General features: G+C 71.6%; 23 protein-coding genes. 11 read left to right on the forward strand and 12 right to left on the reverse strand.

Annotated features, from left to right (window positions below):
- The first annotated feature begins 25 nt into the window (after window positions 1–25).
- From FHP06_RS04980 to FHP06_RS04990, 3 genes are read left to right on the forward strand one after another with little or no spacing between them, the layout of a single operon-like run.
- The gene (locus FHP06_RS04980; protein ID WP_330999602.1) at window positions 26–823 is read left to right on the forward strand and encodes an ABC transporter ATP-binding protein; all 798 of its coding nucleotides are present in this window, start codon (window positions 26–28) and stop codon (window positions 821–823) included.
- 2 nt (window positions 824–825) lie between these two features.
- Window positions 826–1,812 carry an ABC transporter substrate-binding protein gene (locus FHP06_RS04985; protein WP_147684390.1) on the forward strand — a complete coding sequence of 329 codons (987 nt, stop codon included), beginning with the start codon at window positions 826–828 and terminating at the stop codon, window positions 1,810–1,812.
- 6 nt (window positions 1,813–1,818) lie between these two features.
- Window positions 1,819–3,918: an iron ABC transporter permease gene (locus FHP06_RS04990; RefSeq protein WP_147684392.1), complete on the forward strand. Its 2,100-nt coding sequence runs from the start codon at window positions 1,819–1,821 to the stop codon at window positions 3,916–3,918.
- Here FHP06_RS04990 and FHP06_RS04995 read toward each other — a convergent pair.
- The gene (locus FHP06_RS04995) at window positions 3,896–4,459 is read right to left on the reverse strand and encodes a protein-L-isoaspartate O-methyltransferase family protein (RefSeq protein ID WP_147684393.1); all 564 of its coding nucleotides are present in this window, start codon (window positions 4,457–4,459) and stop codon (window positions 3,896–3,898) included. The genes FHP06_RS04990 and FHP06_RS04995 overlap by 23 nt on opposite strands.
- Window positions 4,460–4,522: 63 nt before the next feature.
- On the opposite strand from FHP06_RS04995, the gene FHP06_RS05000 reads away from it, so the two are divergent.
- Window positions 4,523–4,729, forward strand: coding sequence for a (2Fe-2S)-binding protein (locus FHP06_RS05000; RefSeq protein WP_147684395.1), 207 nt, complete (start codon window positions 4,523–4,525; stop codon window positions 4,727–4,729).
- A complete protein-coding gene (bfr, locus tag FHP06_RS05005) occupies window positions 4,716–5,204 on the forward strand; it encodes a bacterioferritin (protein WP_147684397.1) in 489 nt (162 codons plus the stop codon). Before FHP06_RS05000 ends, bfr begins: the two co-directional genes overlap by 14 nt.
- A 4-nt stretch (window positions 5,205–5,208) precedes the next feature.
- On the opposite strand, the gene prfB is transcribed toward bfr, so the two are convergent.
- Window positions 5,209–6,315, reverse strand: coding sequence for a peptide chain release factor 2 (gene prfB, locus FHP06_RS05010; protein WP_147684399.1), 1,107 nt, complete (start codon window positions 6,313–6,315; stop codon window positions 5,209–5,211).
- A 36-nt stretch (window positions 6,316–6,351) separates the two neighbouring features.
- Between prfB and FHP06_RS05015 the strand changes: the two genes are divergently transcribed.
- A complete protein-coding gene (locus tag FHP06_RS05015; RefSeq protein WP_147685026.1) occupies window positions 6,352–6,756 on the forward strand; it encodes an HIT family protein in 405 nt (134 codons plus the stop codon).
- Here the strand turns inward: FHP06_RS05015 and FHP06_RS05020 are convergent.
- Together FHP06_RS05020 and FHP06_RS15905 are read right to left on the reverse strand one after the other, a co-directional pair.
- Window positions 6,736–7,389 (reverse strand): hypothetical protein, encoded by a 654-nt coding sequence (locus FHP06_RS05020; protein WP_147684401.1) that lies wholly within the window; start codon window positions 7,387–7,389, stop codon window positions 6,736–6,738. The two genes, FHP06_RS05015 and FHP06_RS05020, sit on opposite strands and share 21 nt — an antisense overlap.
- 87 nt (window positions 7,390–7,476) lie before the next feature.
- A complete protein-coding gene (locus FHP06_RS15905; RefSeq protein WP_187271785.1) occupies window positions 7,477–7,638 on the reverse strand; it encodes a DUF5302 domain-containing protein in 162 nt (53 codons plus the stop codon).
- Window positions 7,639–7,706: 68 nt separating this feature from the next.
- Between FHP06_RS15905 and FHP06_RS05025 the strand changes: the two genes are divergently transcribed.
- Window positions 7,707–11,207 (forward strand): adenylate/guanylate cyclase domain-containing protein, encoded by a 3,501-nt coding sequence (locus FHP06_RS05025; protein WP_147684402.1) that lies wholly within the window; start codon window positions 7,707–7,709, stop codon window positions 11,205–11,207.
- Here the strand turns inward: FHP06_RS05025 and FHP06_RS05030 are convergent.
- Genes FHP06_RS05030 through FHP06_RS05055 form a run of 7 tightly spaced genes read right to left on the reverse strand, consistent with a single transcriptional unit; the run spans window position 11,188 to window position 15,546 of the window.
- Window positions 11,188–11,568 carry a pilus assembly protein TadG-related protein gene (locus tag FHP06_RS05030; RefSeq protein WP_187271786.1) on the reverse strand — a complete coding sequence of 127 codons (381 nt, stop codon included), beginning with the start codon at window positions 11,566–11,568 and terminating at the stop codon, window positions 11,188–11,190. The genes FHP06_RS05025 and FHP06_RS05030 overlap by 20 nt on opposite strands.
- A 17-nt stretch (window positions 11,569–11,585) precedes the next feature.
- Window positions 11,586–11,981, reverse strand: a complete 396-nt coding sequence (locus FHP06_RS05035; protein WP_230973410.1) for a hypothetical protein — start codon at window positions 11,979–11,981, stop codon at window positions 11,586–11,588.
- Between the two features lie 20 nt (window positions 11,982–12,001).
- The gene (locus FHP06_RS05040) at window positions 12,002–12,376 is read right to left on the reverse strand and encodes a TadE/TadG family type IV pilus assembly protein (protein WP_147684408.1); all 375 of its coding nucleotides are present in this window, start codon (window positions 12,374–12,376) and stop codon (window positions 12,002–12,004) included.
- A gap of 7 nt (window positions 12,377–12,383) precedes the next feature.
- Window positions 12,384–12,545, reverse strand: a complete 162-nt coding sequence (locus tag FHP06_RS15910; protein ID WP_187271787.1) for a hypothetical protein — start codon at window positions 12,543–12,545, stop codon at window positions 12,384–12,386.
- Window positions 12,546–12,560: 15 nt separating this feature from the next.
- Window positions 12,561–13,466 (reverse strand): type II secretion system F family protein, encoded by a 906-nt coding sequence (locus FHP06_RS05045; RefSeq protein ID WP_147684410.1) that lies wholly within the window; start codon window positions 13,464–13,466, stop codon window positions 12,561–12,563.
- Window positions 13,463–14,317, reverse strand: a complete 855-nt coding sequence (locus FHP06_RS05050; RefSeq protein WP_147684411.1) for a type II secretion system F family protein — start codon at window positions 14,315–14,317, stop codon at window positions 13,463–13,465. Before FHP06_RS05050 ends, FHP06_RS05045 begins: the two co-directional genes overlap by 4 nt.
- Window positions 14,305–15,546 carry a CpaF family protein gene (locus FHP06_RS05055; RefSeq protein ID WP_147684413.1) on the reverse strand — a complete coding sequence of 414 codons (1,242 nt, stop codon included), beginning with the start codon at window positions 15,544–15,546 and terminating at the stop codon, window positions 14,305–14,307. Before FHP06_RS05055 ends, FHP06_RS05050 begins: the two co-directional genes overlap by 13 nt.
- Window positions 15,547–15,654: 108 nt before the next feature.
- Here FHP06_RS05055 and FHP06_RS05060 point away from each other — a divergent pair, with 108 nt between their 5' ends.
- From FHP06_RS05060 to FHP06_RS05075, 4 genes are all read left to right on the forward strand, one after another.
- Window positions 15,655–16,020, forward strand: coding sequence for a VOC family protein (locus FHP06_RS05060; RefSeq protein WP_147684415.1), 366 nt, complete (start codon window positions 15,655–15,657; stop codon window positions 16,018–16,020).
- Between the two features lie 90 nt (window positions 16,021–16,110).
- Window positions 16,111–18,849: a penicillin acylase family protein gene (locus tag FHP06_RS05065; RefSeq protein ID WP_147684417.1), complete on the forward strand. Its 2,739-nt coding sequence runs from the start codon at window positions 16,111–16,113 to the stop codon at window positions 18,847–18,849.
- 49 nt (window positions 18,850–18,898) lie between these two features.
- Entirely contained in the window at window positions 18,899–20,482 is a 1,584-nt protein-coding gene (locus FHP06_RS05070) for a TPM domain-containing protein (protein ID WP_187271788.1), read from the forward strand.
- 22 nt (window positions 20,483–20,504) lie between these two features.
- Entirely contained in the window at window positions 20,505–20,987 is a 483-nt protein-coding gene (locus tag FHP06_RS05075; RefSeq protein WP_147684421.1) for a DUF2505 domain-containing protein, read from the forward strand.
- Here the strand turns inward: FHP06_RS05075 and FHP06_RS05080 are convergent.
- A complete protein-coding gene (locus FHP06_RS05080; protein WP_147684423.1) occupies window positions 20,980–21,285 on the reverse strand; it encodes a hypothetical protein in 306 nt (101 codons plus the stop codon). The genes FHP06_RS05075 and FHP06_RS05080 overlap by 8 nt on opposite strands.
- Between the last annotated feature and the right edge of the window lie 7 nt (window positions 21,286–21,292).

Raw genomic sequence — 21,292 nt, forward strand, 5'->3', positions numbered from 1 at the left:
GTTAGGTATGCCTTACCTTATCGGCATGATCACCGCCGCAGGAGTTCACGCCGGCTACGGACGCACCGAGGTCGTCACCGACGCCGACCTGATGCTGACCCCGGGCACGGTGACCGCGCTCATCGGGCCGAACGGCAGTGGCAAGTCCACGCTGCTGCGCACCCTCGCCCGCCTGCACCCGGCGACGCGCGGCCGGATCGAGCTCGCGGACGGCCGCGGCGTCGACGAGCTGCCGTCCAAGGAGCTCGCCACCCGCCTGACCCTGCTGTCGCAGACGCGCGTCGCACCGGGCGGCGTGACCGTCCGCGAGGCGGTCGAGTACGGCCGCCACCCGCACCGGGGCCGCTGGGGCGGCGGCGACCCGGACGGACCTGAGGTCGTCGAGCGCGTGCTGGCGATGACCGGTGTGAGCGACCTCGCCGGCCGGCCGGTCGACAGCCTCTCCGGCGGTCAGATGCAGCGCGTCTGGCTGGCCAGCTGCCTCGCCCAGGACACGCCCGTGCTCCTGCTCGACGAGCCGACGACCTACCTCGACCTCCGGTACCAGGTGGAGATGCTCGACATCGTCCGCGACCTCGCCGACCTGCACGGCATCGCCGTCGGCGTCGTGCTCCACGACCTCGACCAGGCCGCCTCGGTGGCCGACCAGGTCGTCCTGCTCGTCGGCGGCCGCGTCATCGCGACCGGCCGGCCGGCCGACGTCCTCACCCCCGCCCTGCTCACCCATGCCTACGGCATCGACGTCGATGTCGACGTCGACCCACAGACCGGGCTGCTCCGCACCCGGGCCCTGGCTCGACACCACCACCAGAAGGAGAACTGACCGTGCGAACCCCCCGAACGTTGATCGCGGCAGCCGTCGCCGTCGCCGCCACCGGCCTCGCCGCCTGCGGCACCACCGAGGACTCCGGCGGCTCGTCGTCCGACGAGAAGGCGATCACGATCACCGATGCCCGCGGCAAGAAGGTCACCCTCGACGGACCGGCGGAGCGCGTCGCCGGCACCGAGTGGAACGTCATCGAGTACCTCGCGAGCCTCGGCGTCCAGCCGGTCGGCGTCTCCGACATCAAGGGCTTCAACCAGTGGGACAGCGCGGTGACCCTGGACAAGGACGCCAAGGACATCGGCACCCGTGGCGAGCCGAGCCTCGACACCCTCGCGACGCTCGACCTCGACGTCCTGTTCGTCACCGACCAGCTCGTGGGCGACTCCCTCAAGCAGATCGAGAAGTCGATCCCGGTCATCGTCGTCCCCGGAGGCGACGCGAAGGACCCGACGGGCCAGATGTTCGAGAACGTCGACCTGGTCGCCAAGGCCACCGGCACCGAGGACGAGGCCGCGCAGCTGAAGAAGAAGTTCGAGGCGAAGCTCACGGAGACGAAGCAGAACGTAGCCGCGTCCGACCTCGCCGGCGCGCCCGTCGCGCTGAACGACGCGTACGCGGAGGGCTCCACCGTCTCGGTCCGCCCGTACATGCCGGGTTCGCAGCTCGGTGACCTGCTGAAGCAGGTCGGGTTCGAGAACGCCTGGTCGTCGATCACGGGGCTGAAGGGTGACCCGGTCTACGGGCTCGCGGCCACCGACGTCGAGGGCCTCACGAAGCTGCCCGACGACACGCAGTTCTGGTACACGGGCAACGAGGAGTCGTCGCCGGACATCTACACCGAGACGCTGAAGGGCAACAAGGTGTGGACGTCGCTGCCGTTCGCGGACGGTGCCGTGGCGCTCCCGCCGAAGATCTGGATGTTCGGTGGCCCGCTGTCGATGATCCAGTTCCTGGAGCAGGTCGACGCGATCGTCGCGAAGGCCTGACCTGAGATGACCCTGGTCGAGGATCGCACCACCACCACCACCGCCGTCCGTCGTGACGTGCCGACGGAGACGCCGGCGGCCACCTGGCGACTCCTGTCGCTGGTGGTGGGGCTCCTCGGCCTCGTGGTCGTGGTGGCCGCCGCCCACGTCGTGCAAGGGACGGCCGACGTGGGCGTGCGCGACCTCGTCTCGTGGCTGCTCGGCCGGTCGGACTCCGGGACGGCCGCAGTCGTGATCGACTCGCGGCTTCCACGCCTGGCGGCCGGCGCGCTCGTCGGCGTCGCGCTCGGCGTCGCCGGCTGCGTGATGCAGTCGATGAGCCGCAACCTGCTCGCGTCGCCCGACACGCTCGCGGTGAACGCGGGCGCCTTCGTCGCCCTCGCCGCCGCCGGCGGGCTCGGCCTCGGCGCGACGCTCTTCGGCGACCTGGGTCTCGCCTTCGCCGGCGGGCTGCTGGGCGCCGCCCTCGTGCTCGGCCTGGCCGGCACGGAGTACGGCACCGTGCGGCTCGTGCTGGCCGGCACCGTCGTGGCTCTCGTCCTGAGGTCCGTCGCGACGACCTTCCTCATCCTCAACCCGCTCGAGACGCGCGGGCTGCACGCGTGGGAAGCAGGCTCGCTGAGCCAGAACAGCTTCGACACCGTGACGGCGATGCTGCCGGTGGTGCTCGTGGCGATCGCCGCGCTGACCCTCATGGTCCGCCGGCTCGACGTCCTGTCCCTCGGCGACGACGAGGCGCGGGCGCTCGGCGTCCCCGTCCGGCAGACGCAGCTGATCGTCCTGATGCTCGCCGTCCTGCTGTCCGCCGCGGCCGTGACCGTCGCCGGCCCGATCGCGTTCGTCGGGCTCGTCGCGCCGGGCCTCACCCGCCTGGTCGTCGGGCGCGTGCCGGGGCTGCACCGGCACCGCGTGCTGCTGCCCGTCACCGCCCTCGTCGGCATCACCATCACGCTCGCGGCCGACGTCGTCGTGCGCGCGATGATCGGCTCCCAACGAGCCGTGATGGTGCCCACCGGGATCATGACATCGCTGCTCGGCGGGTTGCTGATGATCGGCTTCGCGTTCCGGCTCCGGGCCCAGCGGCTGGGCACCCGCAGCGACGACCTCGACGTCCGGGGTCGCGGCACCACCCATCCGTACCTCCTGATCGCCGGCCTCACCCTCGTGCTGGCCGCCCTGATCGCCACCGCTCTGCTCGTCGGTGACGCCACCTTCCTGCTGGGCGACCTGGTGCAGTGGCTGACCGGCCGGTCCGACGGACTGGTCGCCGCCGTCCTCGACGCCCGGGCACCACGGGTCGTCGCGGCGGTGCTCGCCGGTGTCGCCCTGGCCGTCGCGGGCACGATGACGCAGGCCGTCACCCGCAACGCCCTGGCGGACCCGGCCATCATCGGGGTCTCCGGCGGCGCGGCGGTCGGCGCGGTGGTCGTCGTGACGGCCGTGCCGACCGCGTCCTTCTGGGTCCTCGCGGGAGCCGCCGGTGCCGGCGCGCTGCTCGCGGCGGCGCTGGTGTTCGGGCTCGCTGCCCGCGGCGGGTTCGCGACCGACCGGCTCGTGCTCGTCGGCGTCGGCGTCGCGTTCCTCGCCACCGCCCTCGTGACGCTGATGATCGTCACCACCGACCCGTACAACGCGTCGAAGGCGCTGACCTGGCTGTCCGGCTCCACCTACGGGCGCTCGTTCGAGCACCTCGTGCCGCTGGCCGTCGCCTGCGCCGCGCTGATCCCGGCGGCCGTGCTCGGGTACCGCCACCTCGACCTCGTCTCGATCGACGACGACACCCCACGCGTCCTGGGCGTCCGGCTGCCGCTCGCACGGCTCGGGCTGCTCGCGTGCGCCGTCCTGCTCACCGCGACGTCCGTCGCCGCGATCGGCCTGGTGACGTTCGTCGGACTCGTCACCCCGCACGCCGCGCGCACGCTGGTCGGCCGGCGGCACGCCCTGGTGATCCCGGTGGCCGCGCTGCTCGGCGCGTCCCTGATGGTGGTGGCCGACCTGGTCGGGCGCACCGTGATGGCGCCGGCGCAGCTCCCGGTCAGCCTGCTGACCGCCCTGATCGGCGGTCCGTACTTCTTCTACCTGCTCAGACGAGCGGCACGAAGCTGAACGCCCCGTGGGTGCTGACCTCGACGTCGCTCGCCGTGGGCCCGGTTCGCCGCACGCGCGTCATCGTCGCGCCGACGGGGACGAGGAGGATGCCGTCGTCGGTGAGCTGGTCGACGAGCTCCATTGGCAGGCTGCGCGGGGAGGCCGACACCAGGATCCGGTCGAACGACGCCTCGTCGGGCGCGCCGAGCCGGTCCGGGTCGGCGGCCCGGATCGACGCCCACGGCACGTCGTAGCGGGCCAGGTTCTCCGCGCCGAACGTGACGAGGTCCTCCACGCGCTCGAGCCCCAGCACCGATCCCTCCGGACCGACGAGATGGGCGAGCAGCGCGGTGGTCCAGCCCGAGCCGCTGCCGACGTCGAGCACGCGGTGACCGGGCCGGACGTCGAGCAGCACGAGCATCGCCCGCACGGTGCGCGGCTGGGAGTTGGTCTGGCCGTGGCCGATCGGGATCGGGCCGTCGTAGCCGGCGTTGCCGCGGTCGGCCGGGCGCAGGAAGTCACCCCGGTCGACGGTGCGGAACGCGGCGGCTACGTCCATCGATCCATGATGCGCCTCACACACAGTTGCCCGATCTAGTGAGGGCAGGCTAACCTTCACGGCGTGATCGTGTGCCACTGCGGAGTCGTCACCTCCGGCGACATCGCCGAGGCGATGATCGGTGGCGCGCGCACGGTCGGCGAGGTCTGCCGGCGCACCGGGGCCGCCCAGAGCTGCGGCACCTGCTACTTCTCGGTCCGACAGGTCGTGTGCCAGCATGAGCAGCACGCCCAGCCCGTCGCCGAGGAGGCCGTCCGTGCAGCCAGTTGATCCCCGTGTCGTCGCCCTGCTGAACGATGCGCTGACGTTCGAGCTGACCGTCACCAACACGTACTTCCTGCACGCCCGCATGCTCGACAACTGGGGCCTGTCCAAGCTCGGCTCGATCTTCTACGACCTGTCGATCGACGAGATGAAGGACGCCGACGACCTCATCAACCGCATCCTGATGTTCGACGGCCACCCGAACGTGCAGAAGCTCGGCGCCATCCAGATCGGCGAGGACGCCGAGGAGATGCTGAACCTGGCGTTCGCCAGCGAGAAGGCGGCCGTCGCGCAGTTCAACGCGTCGGCCCAGGAGTGCCACGACCTCGGCGACCACGGCACCGCAGCGGTGTTCGAGGAGATGGTGCGCGACGAGGAGAAGCACGCCGACTGGTTCGAGAGCCAGCTCGACGCCATTGCGCGCGTCGGTCTGCAGCAGTACCTGGCTCAGCACGTCGACACGTCCGGGCCCGGCGAGTAGCTGACTAGTTCTCCTGGCCGCGCCGCCAGCGGATGCCGGCCTCGATGAAGTCGTCGATCTCGCCGTCGAGCACGGCCTGGGTGTTGCCGGTCTCGTGATCGGTGCGCAAGTCCTTGACCATCTGGTACGGGTTCAGCACGTAGTTGCGCATCTGGTCGCCCCAGGACGCCTGGACGTCGCCGCGCAGCTCGTCGAGCTGGGCCCGCTCCTCCGCCTTCTTCAGGGCGAGCAGCTTGGCCTTGAGGATGACCATCGCGCTGGCCTTGTTCTGCAGCTGGCTCTTCTCGTTCTGGCAGCTGACCACGACACCGGTCGGGATGTGGGTCAGGCGGACGGCCGAGTCGGTGGTGTTGACGCTCTGCCCGCCGGGCCCGGACGAGCGGTAGACGTCGACGCGGATCTCCTCGTCCGGGATGTCGATCTCGTCGGTCTCCTCCAGCACCGGGACGACCTCGACCGCGGCGAACGACGTCTGCCGGCGGCCCTGGTTGTCGAACGGTGAGATGCGGACGAGTCGGTGCGTGCCGGCCTCGACGGAGAGCGTGCCGTACGCGTAGGGCGCCTTGACCGCGAAGGTCGTGGACTTGATGCCTGCTTCTTCCGCGTAGGAGGTGTCGTAGACCTCGACCGCGTAGTTGTGGCGCTCGGCCCAGCGGGTGTACATCCGCTGCAGCATCTCGGCGAAGTCGGCCGCGTCGACGCCGCCGGCGCCGGAGCGGATGGACACCAGGGCGTCGCGCTCGTCGTACTCGCCGGACAGCAGCGTGCGGACCTCGAGCGACTCGATGGCCGTGGCCAGCTTCGCGATCTCGGCCTCGGCCTCAGCCAGCGAGTCGGCGTCGCCCTCGTCCTGGCCGAGCTCGACGAGGACCTCGACGTCGTCCAGCCGCTGGCGCAGACCAGAGACGCGCTCGAGGTCGGCCTGCAGGGCGGAGAGCCGGCCGGTGACGCGCTGCGCGTTGGCCTGGTCGTCCCACAGGTCGGGGGCCCCGACCTGCTCCTGGAGCTCCGCGATCTCGGCGCGCATGGCGTCGAGGTCGAGGACCTTCTCGATGGAGGTCAGGGTGACTCCGAGCTCCTTGAGCCGCTCGGGAAAATCGGTCGTCGCCACCCGACGAGACTACCCAGCGTGTGGTGGGATGCCGACATGTGCCTGTTCTGCGACATCGTGGCCGGGACCGCCGACGCCGAGGTGGTGCTCGACGAGCCTGACGTCGTCGGGTTCCTCGACGTGCGGCCGGTGTTCAAGGGGCACACCCTGCTGGTGCCGCGCGAGCACGTCGACACGCTCCTCGACCTCCCGGAGCCGCTCGTCGTGCCCCTGTTCACCACCGCCCAGCGCGTCGCCGCGGCGATGACGTCGGCGCTCGGCGCCCAGGGGACGTTCGTGGCGATGAACAACGTGGTCTCGCAGAGCGTCCCGCACCTGCACGTCCACGTCGTCCCGCGCACCAAGGGCGACGGCCTCCGCGGGTTCTTCTGGCCGCGCACGAAGTACGACGACGGCGAGGCCGCCCAGTACGGCGAGAAGCTACGCGCCGCTCTGGCCTGAGCGACGCTCCTCGCGGAGCCGGTCCTGCGTGCGGCGGCGGCGGATCTCGGCTGTTGCGATGGCGATCGCGATGAGGAGCGGCCAGGCGTAGCTCAGGGCGTTGGCGGTGGACGTCAGCCAGTCCGGGGCGTGCCAGTCGGGCAGCGGGATCGACGGCAGGTCGAGGTCGGGCGTGGGGATCGAGACGTCCGGCCAGGGAAGCTTGACCGCGAAGCGCGCCACGACGGCGGCGATGAGCAGCGGCACGGCGATCCTGAGCACGCCACCGCCTCCTTGCTGGAGCGCGTACAGCCGCGGGTGCGCCCGGACGCGGTCCTCGAAACGGGCCGCCGGCGAGCCCGGCTCGGGGTCGAGGTCGATGCCGCCCACCCCGATCAGCTCCTTCGGCCCGGCGCCGTCGGGGTACCAGGTGGCTCGCCGTGGCTTCCCGAGACCGGAGAACCGGACGCCCAGGTCGCCGAGATCCGTGCCCGACGGGACGCGCAGCGAGTCTTCCGAGGACGTCTTCGTCGCCACGAGCTCGCCGTCCACGAACCACCTGACCGTGCGGCGGAACGCGCCGACGACCACCTCGACGTGGTGCGTCGTGCCGTCGACCTCGAGGTCGAACCGCTGCGGCGTCTTCTCGGCCATGCTCCGACGCTAGGCGCGGAGCACCCCGGAATCATCGGCCGATCGGCCACCGATCGGTGCGACTTCGGTCGGGTCGCGCGATCGACCTCAGACGCTCTTGCGCCGGAACTCCTTGACCTCGATCGGCTTGTCGGCGCCGTGCGACTTCTCGCTGCCGTCGTGGTCGGCGCCCTCGGCGCTGGCGTGGTGGCGCTGCTGCTTCTTCTCCAGCGCCTCGCGAAACTTGGCCTTCTGGTCGTCTGTGGTCATCAGCCCTCCTGAGCGCCACAGTAGTCAATCGCGGGACGGGTGAGATCCCGCTACGTCATCCTGAGCAGGTGAACTGCGCGGAGTGCGGTGCCGCGGGCCAGCCCGAGGGCGCCAAGTTCTGCTCCGAGTGCGGAGCGAGCCTGGCCGCTCCGGCGTGCGCGACGTGCGGCGCGACCCTCACGCCGAACGCGAAGTTCTGCTCCGAGTGTGGTGCTGCCCAGGGCGGGGTGCCGGCCCGGGGCGCGCCGCCACCCGCCGCCGCGTCGCGACGGATCACGAGCGTGCTGTTCGGCGATCTCGTCAGCTTCACCAGCCTGTCCGAGGCCCGCGACCAGGAGGACGTGCGTGAGCTCCTGACCCGCTACTTCGACGAGTGCCGCCAGATCATCGACCGCTACGGCGGCACCGTGGAGAAGTTCATCGGCGACGCCGTGATGGCGGTCTGGGGCGTCCCGACCGCGCACGAGGACGACGCCGAACGCTCGGTGCGCGCCGGGCTGGAGCTGGTCAACCGGATCGAGGCGATGGGCGTCGACCTCGGCATCCCGGACCTCGCGATGCGCGTGGGGATCGTCACGGGAGAGGTCGCGGTGACCGTCGGCGCCGAGGCGCAGGGCATGGTCGCCGGCGACGCCGTCAACACCGCGGCGCGGGTCCAGTCGGCCGCAGCGCCCGGCCAGATCTGGGTGGACGAGACCACGCGTCTGCTCACGTCGTCGGCGATCTCGTACGTCGACGTCGGCAGCCACCAGCTGAAGGGCAAGGCCGACCCGGTGCCGTTGTGGGCGGTCCGCGCCGTCGTCGCCGGCGTCGGCGGAGCCCAGCGCGCCGACGGACTCGAGGCGCCCCTGATCGGACGCGAGCGCGAGCTGCGGCTGGTCAAGGAGGTCTTCCACGGGGCCGAGGACAGCCGCCGTCCCGCGCTGCTCGTCGTCGACGGCGAGGCGGGCTCGGGCAAGACCCGCCTGGCGTGGGAGTTCGAGAAGTACGTCGACGGGCTCACCTACGTCGCCCGCTGGCACAACGGCCGCTGCCTGGCCTACGGCGAGGGCGTCGCCTACTACGCGCTGGCCGAGGCGATCCGCGCCCGGTTGCAGTCGCTGCGCCCGGACGACGACCCCGACGACGACCCGGGCACACTGCTCGACCTCGGTCTCGACCGCTACGTGCCGGACGCCGAGGAGCGGCAGTGGATCCGGCCACGGCTCGAGGCGCTGCTCGGCATCAGCGCTGTCGGCAGCTTCGCACGCGAGGACCTGTTCTCGGCGTGGACGACGTTCCTGCAGCGCGTCGGCGAGGACGAGCACACCGTCGTGCTGGTCATCGACGACGCTCAGCACGCCGACGACAGCCTGCTGCAGTTCTTGGAGTACCTGCTGGCCGTCGGGACGTTCCCGTGCCTCGTCCTGATGCTGACCCGCCCGGGCCTGCTCGAGCAGAGCCCTGCGCTCGCGACCAACCGCCGCGCCACGGTTCTGCACCTCGAGGCGCTGCCCGACGCCGACATGGAGCGGCTGCTCGACGGTCTCGTCGCCGGCCTGCCCGACGACGCCCGCTCGTCACTCGTGGCCCGCAGCGAGGGCGTTCCGCTGTTCGCGGTCGAGACGGTCCGGTCGTTGATCGACCGCGATGTCGTCGTGCCGCGCGCCGGCCAGTACGTGCTCGCCGATCCCGACAGCCTCGACCTGGAGTCCCTCGGCGCCCCCGCCTCGCTGCAGGCGCTCATCGCCGCGCGCCTCGACACCCTGGAGCCCGAGCAGCGCCGCGTGGTCGACCGTGCCAGCGTCTTCGGCGGCGCGTTCACCCGCGACGAGATCGCGGGTCTCTCCCCCGACGTCGGCGACGTCGACGCCGTGCTCGACGCGTTGATCCGGCTGGAGATCCTGCGGCAGGAGTCGAGCCGGTTCAGCACCGACCTCGGCCGGTACCAGTTCGTGCAGGGCGCGGTGCGGCAGGTCGCGTACGGCACCCTGTCGCGGCACGACCGCAAAGCCGGTCACCTGGCCCTCGTCGACGTGCTGCAGGCGGAGGAGAACGCCGCCGTCGAGCATGCCGCCGTCGTCGCCAGCCACTTGCTCGAGGCCATCGACGCAGTTCCTGACGCCCCGGACGTCCCGGCCTTGACGGGCCGAGCCATCGAGACCCTCCAGGAGGCGGCGGCCAGGGCCAGTGCGCTGGGCGCGCCGTCGGAAGCGGCCTCGCACCTCGACGCCGCTCTGTCCCGCTGCACGGACGAGGTCCTGGGTGCGGTGATCGAGAAGGAGCTCGCCCGCCAGCTCGACCGCTCGGGCGACGAGGAACGCGCACTCCACCACGCGGCGCACGCGACCGAGACGTTCGACCGGCTCGGCGACGTCGCCTCGGCCGGGTCCGCGGCCGCGGTCTGGGCGACCGCACTCGTGGCCAAGGGCGACTTCGACGAGGCGAGCACCCTGGCGACCGCGCGCTACGACGTCGTCCGTGCTCTCGACGACGCACCCGAGGCGGAGATGGAGCTGTTGCGGGCCCTGACCAACGGGTTCGTCCGCAACGGCGGCAGCGAGCTGCTCCACTACGCCATCGAGTACGCCCGGCTCGCGGAGTACCTCGACGACGGACCGGCCATGGTCGACAGCTACAACGCGTTGTCCGTGCACTTCGTGCGCATCGGGCTCCACGGGGTGAGCCACCAGCTGCTGGGCGCTGCCGTCGACGTCGCGCGCGAGATCCACGAGAACCGGGCACTGGGCCGCGCTCTGCTGAATCTCAACGCCGACCTCAACCCGTCCGACGTCGCGCGCGCCCAGGCCTATGGGCGCGAAGCCACGCGGGTGTCCGCAGCGGTGGGCGACCGCACGTGGGTCAGCAGCGCCACCATCAACGCCCTGCAGGCGGACGTGTTCCGGGGCGACTGGGACGCCGCGCTGGACATGATCGACGACGACCTCGTCCAGCCCCTGGAGGCGCCGTTCCAGGAGCTGGTGCGAGCGCTGATCCTCCGTGCCCGTGGACTGAGGTGGGACGCCGACACGACACCGCCGGAGACCATCGAGCAGGACCCGGCCGTCCGGGCGGTCCACACCCTCGTCACGGGTCTCGCCCAGGCCGAGTCCGACCCTGCAGCCGGTGCGGATCTCGCGGTCTCCGGTGCGGAGCAGATGTACGCGTTCAGCGGGGTGTTCGACGACTTCTGCCTGGTGTTCGCGGTGGCCACCGAGCTGCTCAAGGAGCTCGGCGACCACGACCGCCTCAGGGCGGTCCTCGACATGATCGACCCGACCCGCCGCGAGCGGCCGCCGCACGGCGTGCTGTCGCAACAACTGCGGATGCAGGCCTGGCTGGACGCCCACGACGGCAAGGGCGAGACCGTCGAGGCCACCTTGCGCGAGGCACTCAACCGCGCCGAGGCGTGGGGCTCGGAGCCCTGGGCCGCCCAAGCCCAGGCCGACCTGGCGACCTGGCTGACCCGCCAGGGCCGCGCCGACGACGCCGCTCCCTACGCCGAGAAGGCCCGCGCGACGTTCAGCCGGCTGGGCGCCGACGCCTGGTCACGATCGTTCGAGTCGACCCTCACGGGCTCGCAGGTCTGAGTCGCGCCGTCGCCTCGGAGACGATCGTGGCACTCTCCTCCCAGCCCGGCGGCGTGATGGCGAGATCGAGATCGCGCTCGAGACGGACGCTGACGGAGTCCGCGTCCGCTCGGACCGCGACGAGACGGACGGCCTCACCGGAGAGGTAGTCGCCCACGAGGCGGCGGGCGTCGGACGGGTCCAACCGGATCCGGTGATCGGCGTAGTAGCCGTCCTCGTCGAGCGCATCGGCAGCCGCGAGCGCCGCGCCGTCGGCGAGGTTGTGCAGCTTCTGTCGCTCGAGGAACGCGTCCGACGCGTCGACGACCACGACGGTGAGCAGCCCGACCAGCACCAGGAAGCCGACGGTCATCACCGTCACGGTGCCCCGCTCCCTCATCAACGCGCCGCCCGGTACGAGCCGAAGGGCTCGGTGTGGGTGCTGTCGACGGCGATGCCGCCGATCTGGTCGCCGAGGGCCGACGGCGTGAGCGGCAGTGGCTGCACCGTGTGCACCACCACCCGCACCGACGATCCCGGCTCGAGGCACGACGACGGACTGGGCAGGCACGTGATGTCGACGTCGGCCTCGACGTCCTGGTCGGCGAGCGCGACGCGCGCGGCCACCCGGGCGTGCGCTGCCGCGACAGCCGGGTCGGGTGCCTGCACGTATGCACGAGCGGCCGAACGGCTGGCCGCGGCGACGGCGTACGACGCCCGCTGGGTGTCGAACACGGCCAGCAGGACGTAGACGAACGGGACCAGAAGGAGCAGCGCCATCCAGACGAACTCCACGGTCGCCGTTCCTCGCTCTCTCACGGGGCGACCTCTCGCACGGCGTGCCCGGTGACCGTGAGCCCGACCGACGGGCCGAACAGTCCGAGCGCGGGCACCTTGGCGTGCACGACGACCTCGCTGGCCGGCACGCCGTCGACCGTCGTGAACACGCCGCGCACGTCCGCGGCGTACCGATCGGCGAGCGACTCGCGGATCTCCTGCCGGGTCCGTTCCGTTCCCGCAGCGGGGTCGGCGTCGATCGGCGCAGCGGCACGAGCGCCCTCGGTCGCGGCAGCGGTCAGCGTGTTGCGGACGTGCAGCACCAGTCCGAGCTGCACCATGCCGAGCACCAGCGGGACGAGCACGAGCATGACGAGGACGAAGTCGACGACCGCCGAGCCTCGCTCCTTCATGGGTCGCTCAGCCGCCGACGGCGGACAGCGCGTTCGTGAGCATCGTGCGCAGCTGCGGTGCTGCGGCGGCCGTGAGGATGGCGACCAGTCCGGCCGACATCACGGTGATCATCACCCAGCCGGGCACGTCGCCCCGCTCGTCACGCCGCTTGTGCAGATACGTCCTCATCCTTGTCTCCCTCTCTCATGACGCCAGGTGCAGTCCGATGTAGCCCGGAAAGAACGCGAAGACGACGGTGACCGGGAGGATCAGGAAGACGACGGGCACCATCATCGCGATCTCCTTCCGGCCACCGGTCTCGATCAGGTCGCGGCGGCCGGCCTCCCGGACGTCGGCCGCCTGTGCGTGCAGGACGTCGACGAGCGGGGTGCCGCGGTCGACCGCGACGGCGACGCCCTCGGCGAACCGGGCGATGCTCGGCACCCCGGTGCGCGCGGCGAGCGCGTCGAACGCCGTGGACACCTGCGTGCCGGTGCGGATGTCGGCGAGCAGCCGGGCGAGCTCCTCACTGAGGCTCCCGTGGATCACCCGCAGGATGCGCTCGATGCCGGCGACCGGGCCCTCCCCTGCCGCGACGGCGAGCGCGAGCAGGTCGGCGACGACCGGGAACTCCTCGCGCATCCGGTCCTCCCGGGCCCGGACGGCGGCGGACAAACGGTTGTCGCACCCGAGCACGCCGAGGAGGAAGCCCACCACGCACACGACGAGCAGGGCCGGGACGTTGCCGCCACGGAACGACCAGACGACCGTCGACAGGACGGCAGCGGCCGTGAACCCGGCGCAGCCCCAGACGAGCTGACGGACCCGGAACTCCTCGAGCGTCGTGGTGCCGCCGAGACGGACGAGGCGACGCTGCACGCTCGCGCTGCCACCGACGAGGTTGCCGACCGACCGCGCGGCCGTGGAGAACATCGGTCCGACGAGGGCACCGAGCGCGCCGCGCCGGCGGACGGGGTCGGCCGACGGATGGATGTCGCGCAGGTACGGCACCACGCGGAGGTCGAGCGCCGGGTGACGCGCGCGGTGCCACCCCGACGCGATCAGGACGAGTCCGCTGCCGAGGGCGAGACCGAGGACGGCTCCGATCATGCGAGCACTCTTCGCTCGGTGGGGAGGCGACCGATCCAGAGCATCAGGCGGTAGGCGACGACGCAGGTGACCGCGCCGACGGACAGGACCACGGCTCCGGTCGGCGTGGCGTACCGCTCCACGACGTCGCGCTGGAAGCTCATCGCGAGCAGCACGAGCCACGGTGCGCCGACAGCGAGGCGCGCCCCGTTGACCGTCCAGGACTGGCGCGACTCGAGCTCGTTGCGGGTGCGGAGGTCGTCACGCAGGAAGCCGGAGAGCGACCGGAGCATGCGGCCGAGGTCGCCACCGCCGACGTCGCGAGCGATGCGCAGTGCCTCGACGACCCGGTCACCGACCGGATCGGCGAGGCGGACCTTGAGCAGGTCGAGCGACTCCTCGAACCGCCCCGTGGCCTGGTAGTCGCGACCGAAGCGGATGAACGGCTCCCGCAGGCCGACCGGCCCACGCTCACCGAGCTGCGCCAGCGCCTCTGGCAGCGAGAGGCCGGCCCGGACGGCGGAGGCGAGGTTGTCGACGGCGTCCGGCCAAAGCTCGGCGTACTCGCGCAGCCGACGCGCCGCCCGGCCGCGGAGGATGGCGATCGGCAGCAGGGCCGCCAAGGCTCCGAACACCAGACCGATCGCGGCCACCCCGGAGATGCCGAGCATCACGAACGAGCCGACCACGAACGCGCCGAGGCACAGGCCGAGCAGGCTGCGCGGTGCGACCTCCGTGAGCCCGGCCCGCGCCAGCAGCGCGGCCGGACCGCCGACCCGGCGTCGCGGGGCCGGCTCCCACTCGGGGTCGCCGAACGCCCACACCACCAGCACGAGACCCACGCCCATGACCAGACCGATCAGGGCGCCCACAGGACCTCCTCCAGGTCGATGCCGACCGTCTCGAAGGGCTCGCGGCGGGCGGGGGTGCCGTGGCCGCGCTGCAGGCTGCCGTCGCGCCGGAGGAAGACCGGCTCGGTCTCGATGATCCCGTTCTCGACGCGCCCGGTGACGGCCATGATCTCGCGGACCCGGCGCTTTCCGCCGGGCTCGAGTGCGGTGTGCACCACGAGGTCGACGGACGACGCGACCGTGGGCACGACGAAGTCGGCGCCAATGTTCTGCCCGGCCAGCAGCGGCAGCGTGCACAGCTTCACCAGCGCCTGGCGGGCCGAGCTGGCGTGGATGCTGGCCATGCCCGGCAGCCCGGCGTTGAGGGCGAGCAGCAGGTCGAGTGCCTCGGCCGACCGCACCTCGCCGATGACGAGGCGGCTCGGCCGCATGCGGAGGGCTTCCTTGACCAGCGCGCGCAGGTCGATCTGCCCGGTGCCCTCCAGCCCGGGCTGCCGGGTCTGCAGGGCCACCCAGTCGGGGTGGTGGAAGGTCAGCTCGAAGACCTCCTCCACCGAGACGATGCGCTGCCCGCCCGGGATCGCGCCGGCGAGGCAGTTCAGCAACGTGGTCTTGCCGGCCTGCGTGCCGCCGGAGACGACGACGTTCAGCCCGGCCAGCACGCTCGCGGCGAGGAACGTGGCGGAGTGGTCGTCGAGCGTGCCCAGGTCGACGAGGTCCTCGATGCCGTTCGCCTTGGCGATGAACTTGCGGATGTTCACGGCGGCGAAGTCGCGGCTGATGCCCTCGAGCACGACGTGCAGGCGGTGGCCGCCGGGCAGCATCGCGTCGACGAACGGCTGGCTGATGTCGAGCCGCCGCCCGGAGCTGGAGAGCATCCGCTCGACGAGCTCGCGCACCTGCCCCGTGGTGAGCATCGTGGACGTGAGCTCGTGCTTGCCGTCGCGCGCGACGAACACGCGCTCGGGCTGGTTGATCCAGATCTCCTCGACCGTGGGGTCGTCGAGGTAGGTCTGCAGCGGCCCGAAGCCGGAGAGGTCGGCGACGATCTGGCCGACCACGAGGTCGGGCTCCTCGATGGAGCGGACCGCGCCGGTGAGGCTGCGGCGCTCGTGCTCGGCGACGACGTCGAGCGCGATGCTGCGCACGGCGTCGGCCTCGTGGCGTGGGTCGATGCGGCGTTCCCGCACCAGCGCGCGGACGCGCTCGGACAGGTCGAGCGCGTCAGCGCTCAGAGCAGCTGATTCCATCCCCCGATGGCCTTCCCCGATGTGGCTGTGCGTGATCCTGCCGTATTCGCGGGCTCTGGGGAAGAGTGAGGCCGCCCTTCTGTGGACGCGGCGATGCAGACTGACCCCATGACGACGTCCTTGGTCGGTGTGACGATCGACTGCCGCGACCCCGACGCACTGGCCGAGTTCTGGAGCCGGCTCCTGGACCGGCCGATCACCGACCAGATGGACGGTCCCGGCTGGGCCACGGTCGGGTCGCGTGACGATCTGCTCCCCCGGCTCACGTTCCAGCAGGTCCCGGAGCCGAAGGTCGGCAAGACGCGGCTGCACCTCGACGTCCGGGTCGACGACATCGACGACGGCATCGCCACCGTGGAGCGACTCGGCGGCCGCTGGACCGGCGCCCGGTACGACTACGACGAGGGCGTGGTGGTGACGATGACCGATCCCGAGGACCACGAGTTCTGTCTCGTCCAGTACTTCCAGGAGTAACGTTCGGCGCGGTCGCATCGTTGGACGATGCAACATCGGAGCAAGGAGTCGTCCGTGCGTCGTGCCGCAGCAGTCAGTCTGATCGGGGTCGTGGCACTGGGAGTCTCCGCACTCCCTGCTCAAGGGGCGGACACGGTGCCGGACCCGGCCACCGCCGACTCCTACGGCAGCGTCCGCAACGTCGTGCCCGCCGGCCAGGCCGGCTCCATCAACGCGCTCGAGCTCGTGCGCGTGCTGCTCGGCGACCCGCTCGGCCGCGTCGCCGTGGACGGCAAGAACGCGCCCAAGAACTTCGCCGACCAGCTCGAGATGTACGACGACCTCGCCAAGCACCGGCCGGCCGACATCACCGACGCGGTCATCGACAAGGACTACAAGAAGGCCGGCTTCGTGCCGGAGAAGGTCGTCAGCACGACGCGGCCCAAGGCCGGCGTCACGATCCAGCGCGACCAGTTCGGCGTCCCGTACATCACCGGCAAGACCTACGAGGACACGATGTTCGGTGCCGGGTTCGCCGGCACGCAGGACCGGATGTTCCTCATGGACGCCCTGCGCCACCTCGGCGCGGGCCGCGGCGCCGAGTTCGTCGGCGGCACCGAGGGCAACATCGCGATGGACCGCGAGCAGCTCCGCACGTCGTACTACACGCCGAAGGAGGCGGAGGACCAGCTGCAGGTCATCGCCGACGAGAACGGCGCCGAGGGCCAGCGCCTCCTGCGCGGTGCCGACGCCTACATCGCCGGCATCAACGCCGCCCAGAAGCGGATGTGCCCGCTGCTGCTCCCGGTCGGCGCGGACTGCCCGGCCGAGTACCTGGCGCTGCAGAAGAAGCCGACCCCGTGGACGCGCGCCGACCTCACCTACGTCGCGTCGCTCGTCGGCGGCATCTTCGGCAAGGGCGGCGGCCACGAGTTCGCGAACGGCATCTACTACGACAAGCTCGTCAAGAAGTTCGGCGCCACCAAGGCTCGCGAGATCTTCACCAGCCTCACGCAGAAGGACGACGCCGAGGCACCCACCACCGCGTCCACGTCGTTCCCGTACGACACCGACGCCTTCGACCCGACTAAGCCCGGCGTCGCGATCCCTGACCTCGACGGCCCCACGGCGAGCGGCACCGGCGACGACGCGGGCAGCACCACGTCGCTGGAGACGCTGCTCGACGCCCTGCGTCTCGGGCTCACCGGCATCCCGGCCCCGCCCAAGGAGACCAAGCCGCCGGGCAGCGCCATCGACCTGACGTCGCTCTTCCGGACGAACGGCATGAGCAACGCGCTGCTGGTCGGCGCGTCAAAGACGTCCACCGGCCACCCGCTCGCGGTGTTCGGCCCGCAGACCGGCTACTACAACCCGCAGCTGCTGAACGAGCAGGTGCTGATGGGCCCCGGTGTCATGGCGCGCGGCGTCTCGTTCGCCGGCACGAACCTCGTGGTCGAGCTCGGTCACGGCCTCGACTACGCGTGGTCGGCCACCAGCGCGGGCAGCGACAACGTCGACACCGTCGCCGAGCGGCTCTGCAACGCCGACGGCAGCAAGGCCACGGTGAAGTCGACGTCGTACCTGAAGGACGGCGAGTGCGTCCCGATGACGTACAACCTGCACAAGGAGACGGTGATCCCCAACATCACCGCCCCCACCGCCCCGAAGACCCTGAAGTTCCAGGTCTGGCGCACCCACCACGGCATCGTCCAGACCCGCACCACCGTGGGCGGCGTGCCCGTGGCGATCGTGCTGGAGCGCAGCACCTACGGGCGCGAGGCCGCGTCGATCCTCGGCTTCTCGCGGTTCAACGACCCCGGCTTCACGAAGGACGCGGCGTCGTTCCAGAAGGCCGCCGACGGCATCGACTACACGTTCAACTGGTTCTACGCCGACGACCAGGACATCGCGTACTACTCCTCCGGCCGCCTGCCGGTGCGGTCCGACGAGACCGACACCGACCTCCCCCGCTGGGGCGACGCGAAGTACGACCCGTCCGGCTGGCTGCCGTTCAGCGGGCACGTGAAGCAGATCAACCCGCCGAGCGGGTACCTCGCCAGCTGGAACAACAAGCCCGCCCACGGGTTCGCAGCCGCTGACGACAACTGGTCGGACGGACCGGTGCACCGCTCGCTGGCCCTGAGCCGGCGCGTGGAGACGGCCATCGCGAGCGGCGACGTCTCGCGGGCCGGGCTCGCCGGCATCGTCGAGGACGCGGCCACCGAGGACCTCCGGGCCAAGGAGCTCCTGCCGGAGCTGCTCGACGTCATCGGAGACGACCCGGCCACCGCGGAGGCCCGTGGGCTGCTGCAGGACTGGTACGACGACGGCGCCCACCGCGTCGACTACGACCGCACCGGCTCCTACGCCCACCAGGCGGCCATCCGGATCTTCGACACCTGGTGGCAGGACGGCGACAACGCGCTGGCGTACGACTTCGCGGCCGGCGGCCTCGGTGCCGACCTCGCGAAGGCGCTGCCGCAGTCCCTCGACGACCACCCGCGAGCAGGCCAGGGCTCGTCGTGGCTCGGCTCGCCCTGGTACAGCTACATCGACAAGGACCTGCGCACGCTGCTCGGGAAGCCGGTCGCGTCGCCGTACTCGTTCGGCCTCTGTGGCGACGGCTCCCTCGCGGCCTGCCGCGCGGACCTGCGGGCCTCGCTCGCGGCCGCGGTCGACCGGGCGGAGCAGGCGCAGGGCGTCACCAGCCCGTCGGCTCTGACCTACGACAAGTCGATCGACTACATCCGGCCCACCGTGGGCGGCGTCGTGGGTGTGCGGCCGATCGACTGGCAGAACCGGCCGACGTTCCAGCAGGTCGTCGACTACCGGACGCACCGTACGCGCTGATCCAGCGCGGCGGTTTGTCTGGGTTTGCCGCATCGGTCAGGATCAAGGCGTGAAGATCACGTCCCTGATCGCGATCCTCCTCCTGGTTCCGGGCCTGTCCCTGGCACCGGTCCAGGCCGACGACCCCGTCGACGTCTCCACGTCGCTCACCGACCAGGCCGGTGCCCTCGACAAGAGCGAGGCCGCCGAGGTGCGCCAGGCCGCGTCGGACTTCTACTCCGACACCGGCCAGCGGCTCTACGTCGTCTACGTCCCCACCTTCGGTGACCTGAGCCCGAAGAAGTGGGCGGCCGAGACGGCGCGGGTGTCCGGGCTCGGCAGCGCCGACCTCCTGCTGGCGATCGCCACCGACGACGGCACCGCGGCCAGCCACAGCAAGGCGTTCTCCGACGACGACCTCGACGCCATCGACCGCGACACGGTCGAGCCCGCGCTGGACGAGGGTGACCCCACGAAGGCTGCGGTGAACGCCGCTGCCGCATACACCGACCTGGCCGACGACCACGGCCTGCCGTGGGGCTGGATCGTCCTCGGCATCGTGGTCCTGCTCGCGGCCGGCGCCTTCGTCACCATGCGGCTGCGCCGGCGGTTCGAGCACACCCACCACGTGCTCGACGAGCACGGCAAGCCGGTCGACCCGGCGAAGATCCTGAGTCTCGACGAGCTGCACACGGTGGCCGCCCGCTCCCTCGTCGCCGTCGACGATGCCCTCCACACGTCACGCGCCGAGCTCGCCGACGCCGAGGCCCAGTACGGCCCGCAGGCCGTCACCCGGTTCCAGGCCACGCTCGACCGTGCCCAGGGCACGATGCGCGAGGCGTTCATGCTGCACCGCCGCCTCGGGACGCTCGCGCCCACCGCCGAGGCCGAGCGCCGGCGCACCGCTGCCCGCATCATCGCGATCTGCGAGGAGGTCGACCTCGCCCTCGACGCCCACGTGGAGGCGTTCGACCGGCTGCGCGACCTCGAGGACCGTGTCCCGTCCCTGCTCGACGCCCTCGCCGAGCGGGCCGACGCGCTGCCCACGAACGGCGACGACGACCAGGCCGACCGCCTGCTCACGACGGCGCGGTCGCAGATCGAGCGGTCCCGGTCCGCGTTCGACGACGAGGACGTCCGCGCGGCAGTCTCCCGGCTGCGCGCCGCCGAGGACTCCATCGCCCAGATCGAGATGCTGCTCGACCCGGCCCCGGTGTCCGACCTCGCCGCCACCGCGCGGTTCGTCGAGACGCGTCGCGGCGCGATCGGCGCCGCCGCCCGGACCTGCATCTGGGAGGCGGCCCGGCTGGACGAGCTCGGGTCGGCTCAGGAGGCCGCGGCGCTGGTCGAAGAGGCCCGCAAGCACGCCGAGGCCGACGTCGCCGCGTGGCGCGGTCGCCGCGAGCAGAAGGAGGACCGCGGCTCCTCCGGCTTCGAGGCCATGGTGCTCGGCGGCATCCTCGTCGACCGTCGCCGCCGCGGCGGCATCGGCAACGTCATCGCCCGCGTGCTCGGCGGCTCGTCGCACGGCGGCGGCTCCGGCGAGCGGTTCCCGGGCAGCGACGAGCCGGGCGACAACGACAAGCTGCGCGCTCCCGGCAGCTACGGCGGCACCCGCACCCGCGGGCGCCGTGGCGGCGCGGGCAGGTTCTAGCCACCCCTGCAAGGATGGCGCCATGAAGCTGAAGGAGACGTTCACCTACCCCGGCGCCGACGTCGAGGCCGTCTACGCGGTCACCACCGACCCGGAGTTCCGCCGCGAGGCCGCCGAGGCCGTGGGCAGCAAGGACATCGAGGTCACCATCGAGCCCGACGGCGACGGCCACCTCGTCACGATCGTCCGCTCCCAGCCGGCCGACCTGCCGGACTCGATCAAGAAGTTCACCGGCGACGCGGTCAAGGTGAAGCAGACCGAGCGCTGGAGCGCGCCGGACGCCTCCGGAAACCGGAAGGCCGACCTCAAGGTCACCATGATCGGTCAGCCTGCTGAGGTGGTCGGAACGCTCACCATCACCGGGCCCGAGGCGACGCTGACGATCTCCGGCGACGCCAAGGTGAACGTCCCGTTCTTCGGCAAGAAGATCGAGCCGGTCATCGTGAAGGCCGTCGTCGGCGCGCTCCGCAGCGAGGTCGAGCTCGGCCGCCAGAAGGTCAGCTGAGGATCCGCAGGACCTCGTCGAGCTCCTGCGTGGCGTACCAGGCGAGGTCGCCGCTGCCGTCGACGTCGAGGTGGATGGCGTCGACCTGCTCGAGCGTGACCTCCTGCTCGTCGCCCTCGGCCACGTCGTCGACCTCGACCGCGAGGGCGACCGGGCCGCTCTCCGCGGCCGCCGCGAGGGCGTCGGCCTCGTCCTGCTCGTCCTCGCCGGCAGCCTGGTAGGCGACGAGCGAGACGGCGGCACCGTCGCGCAGTGCCTCGAGCGCTGTGGCGTCCGCCGAGAGGTAGAGCCGGGTCATCCCCGCG

The organism is Aeromicrobium terrae, assembly GCF_008039565.1.
In the GTDB taxonomy this organism is placed as follows: Bacteria; Actinomycetota; Actinomycetes; order Propionibacteriales; family Nocardioidaceae; genus Aeromicrobium; species Aeromicrobium terrae.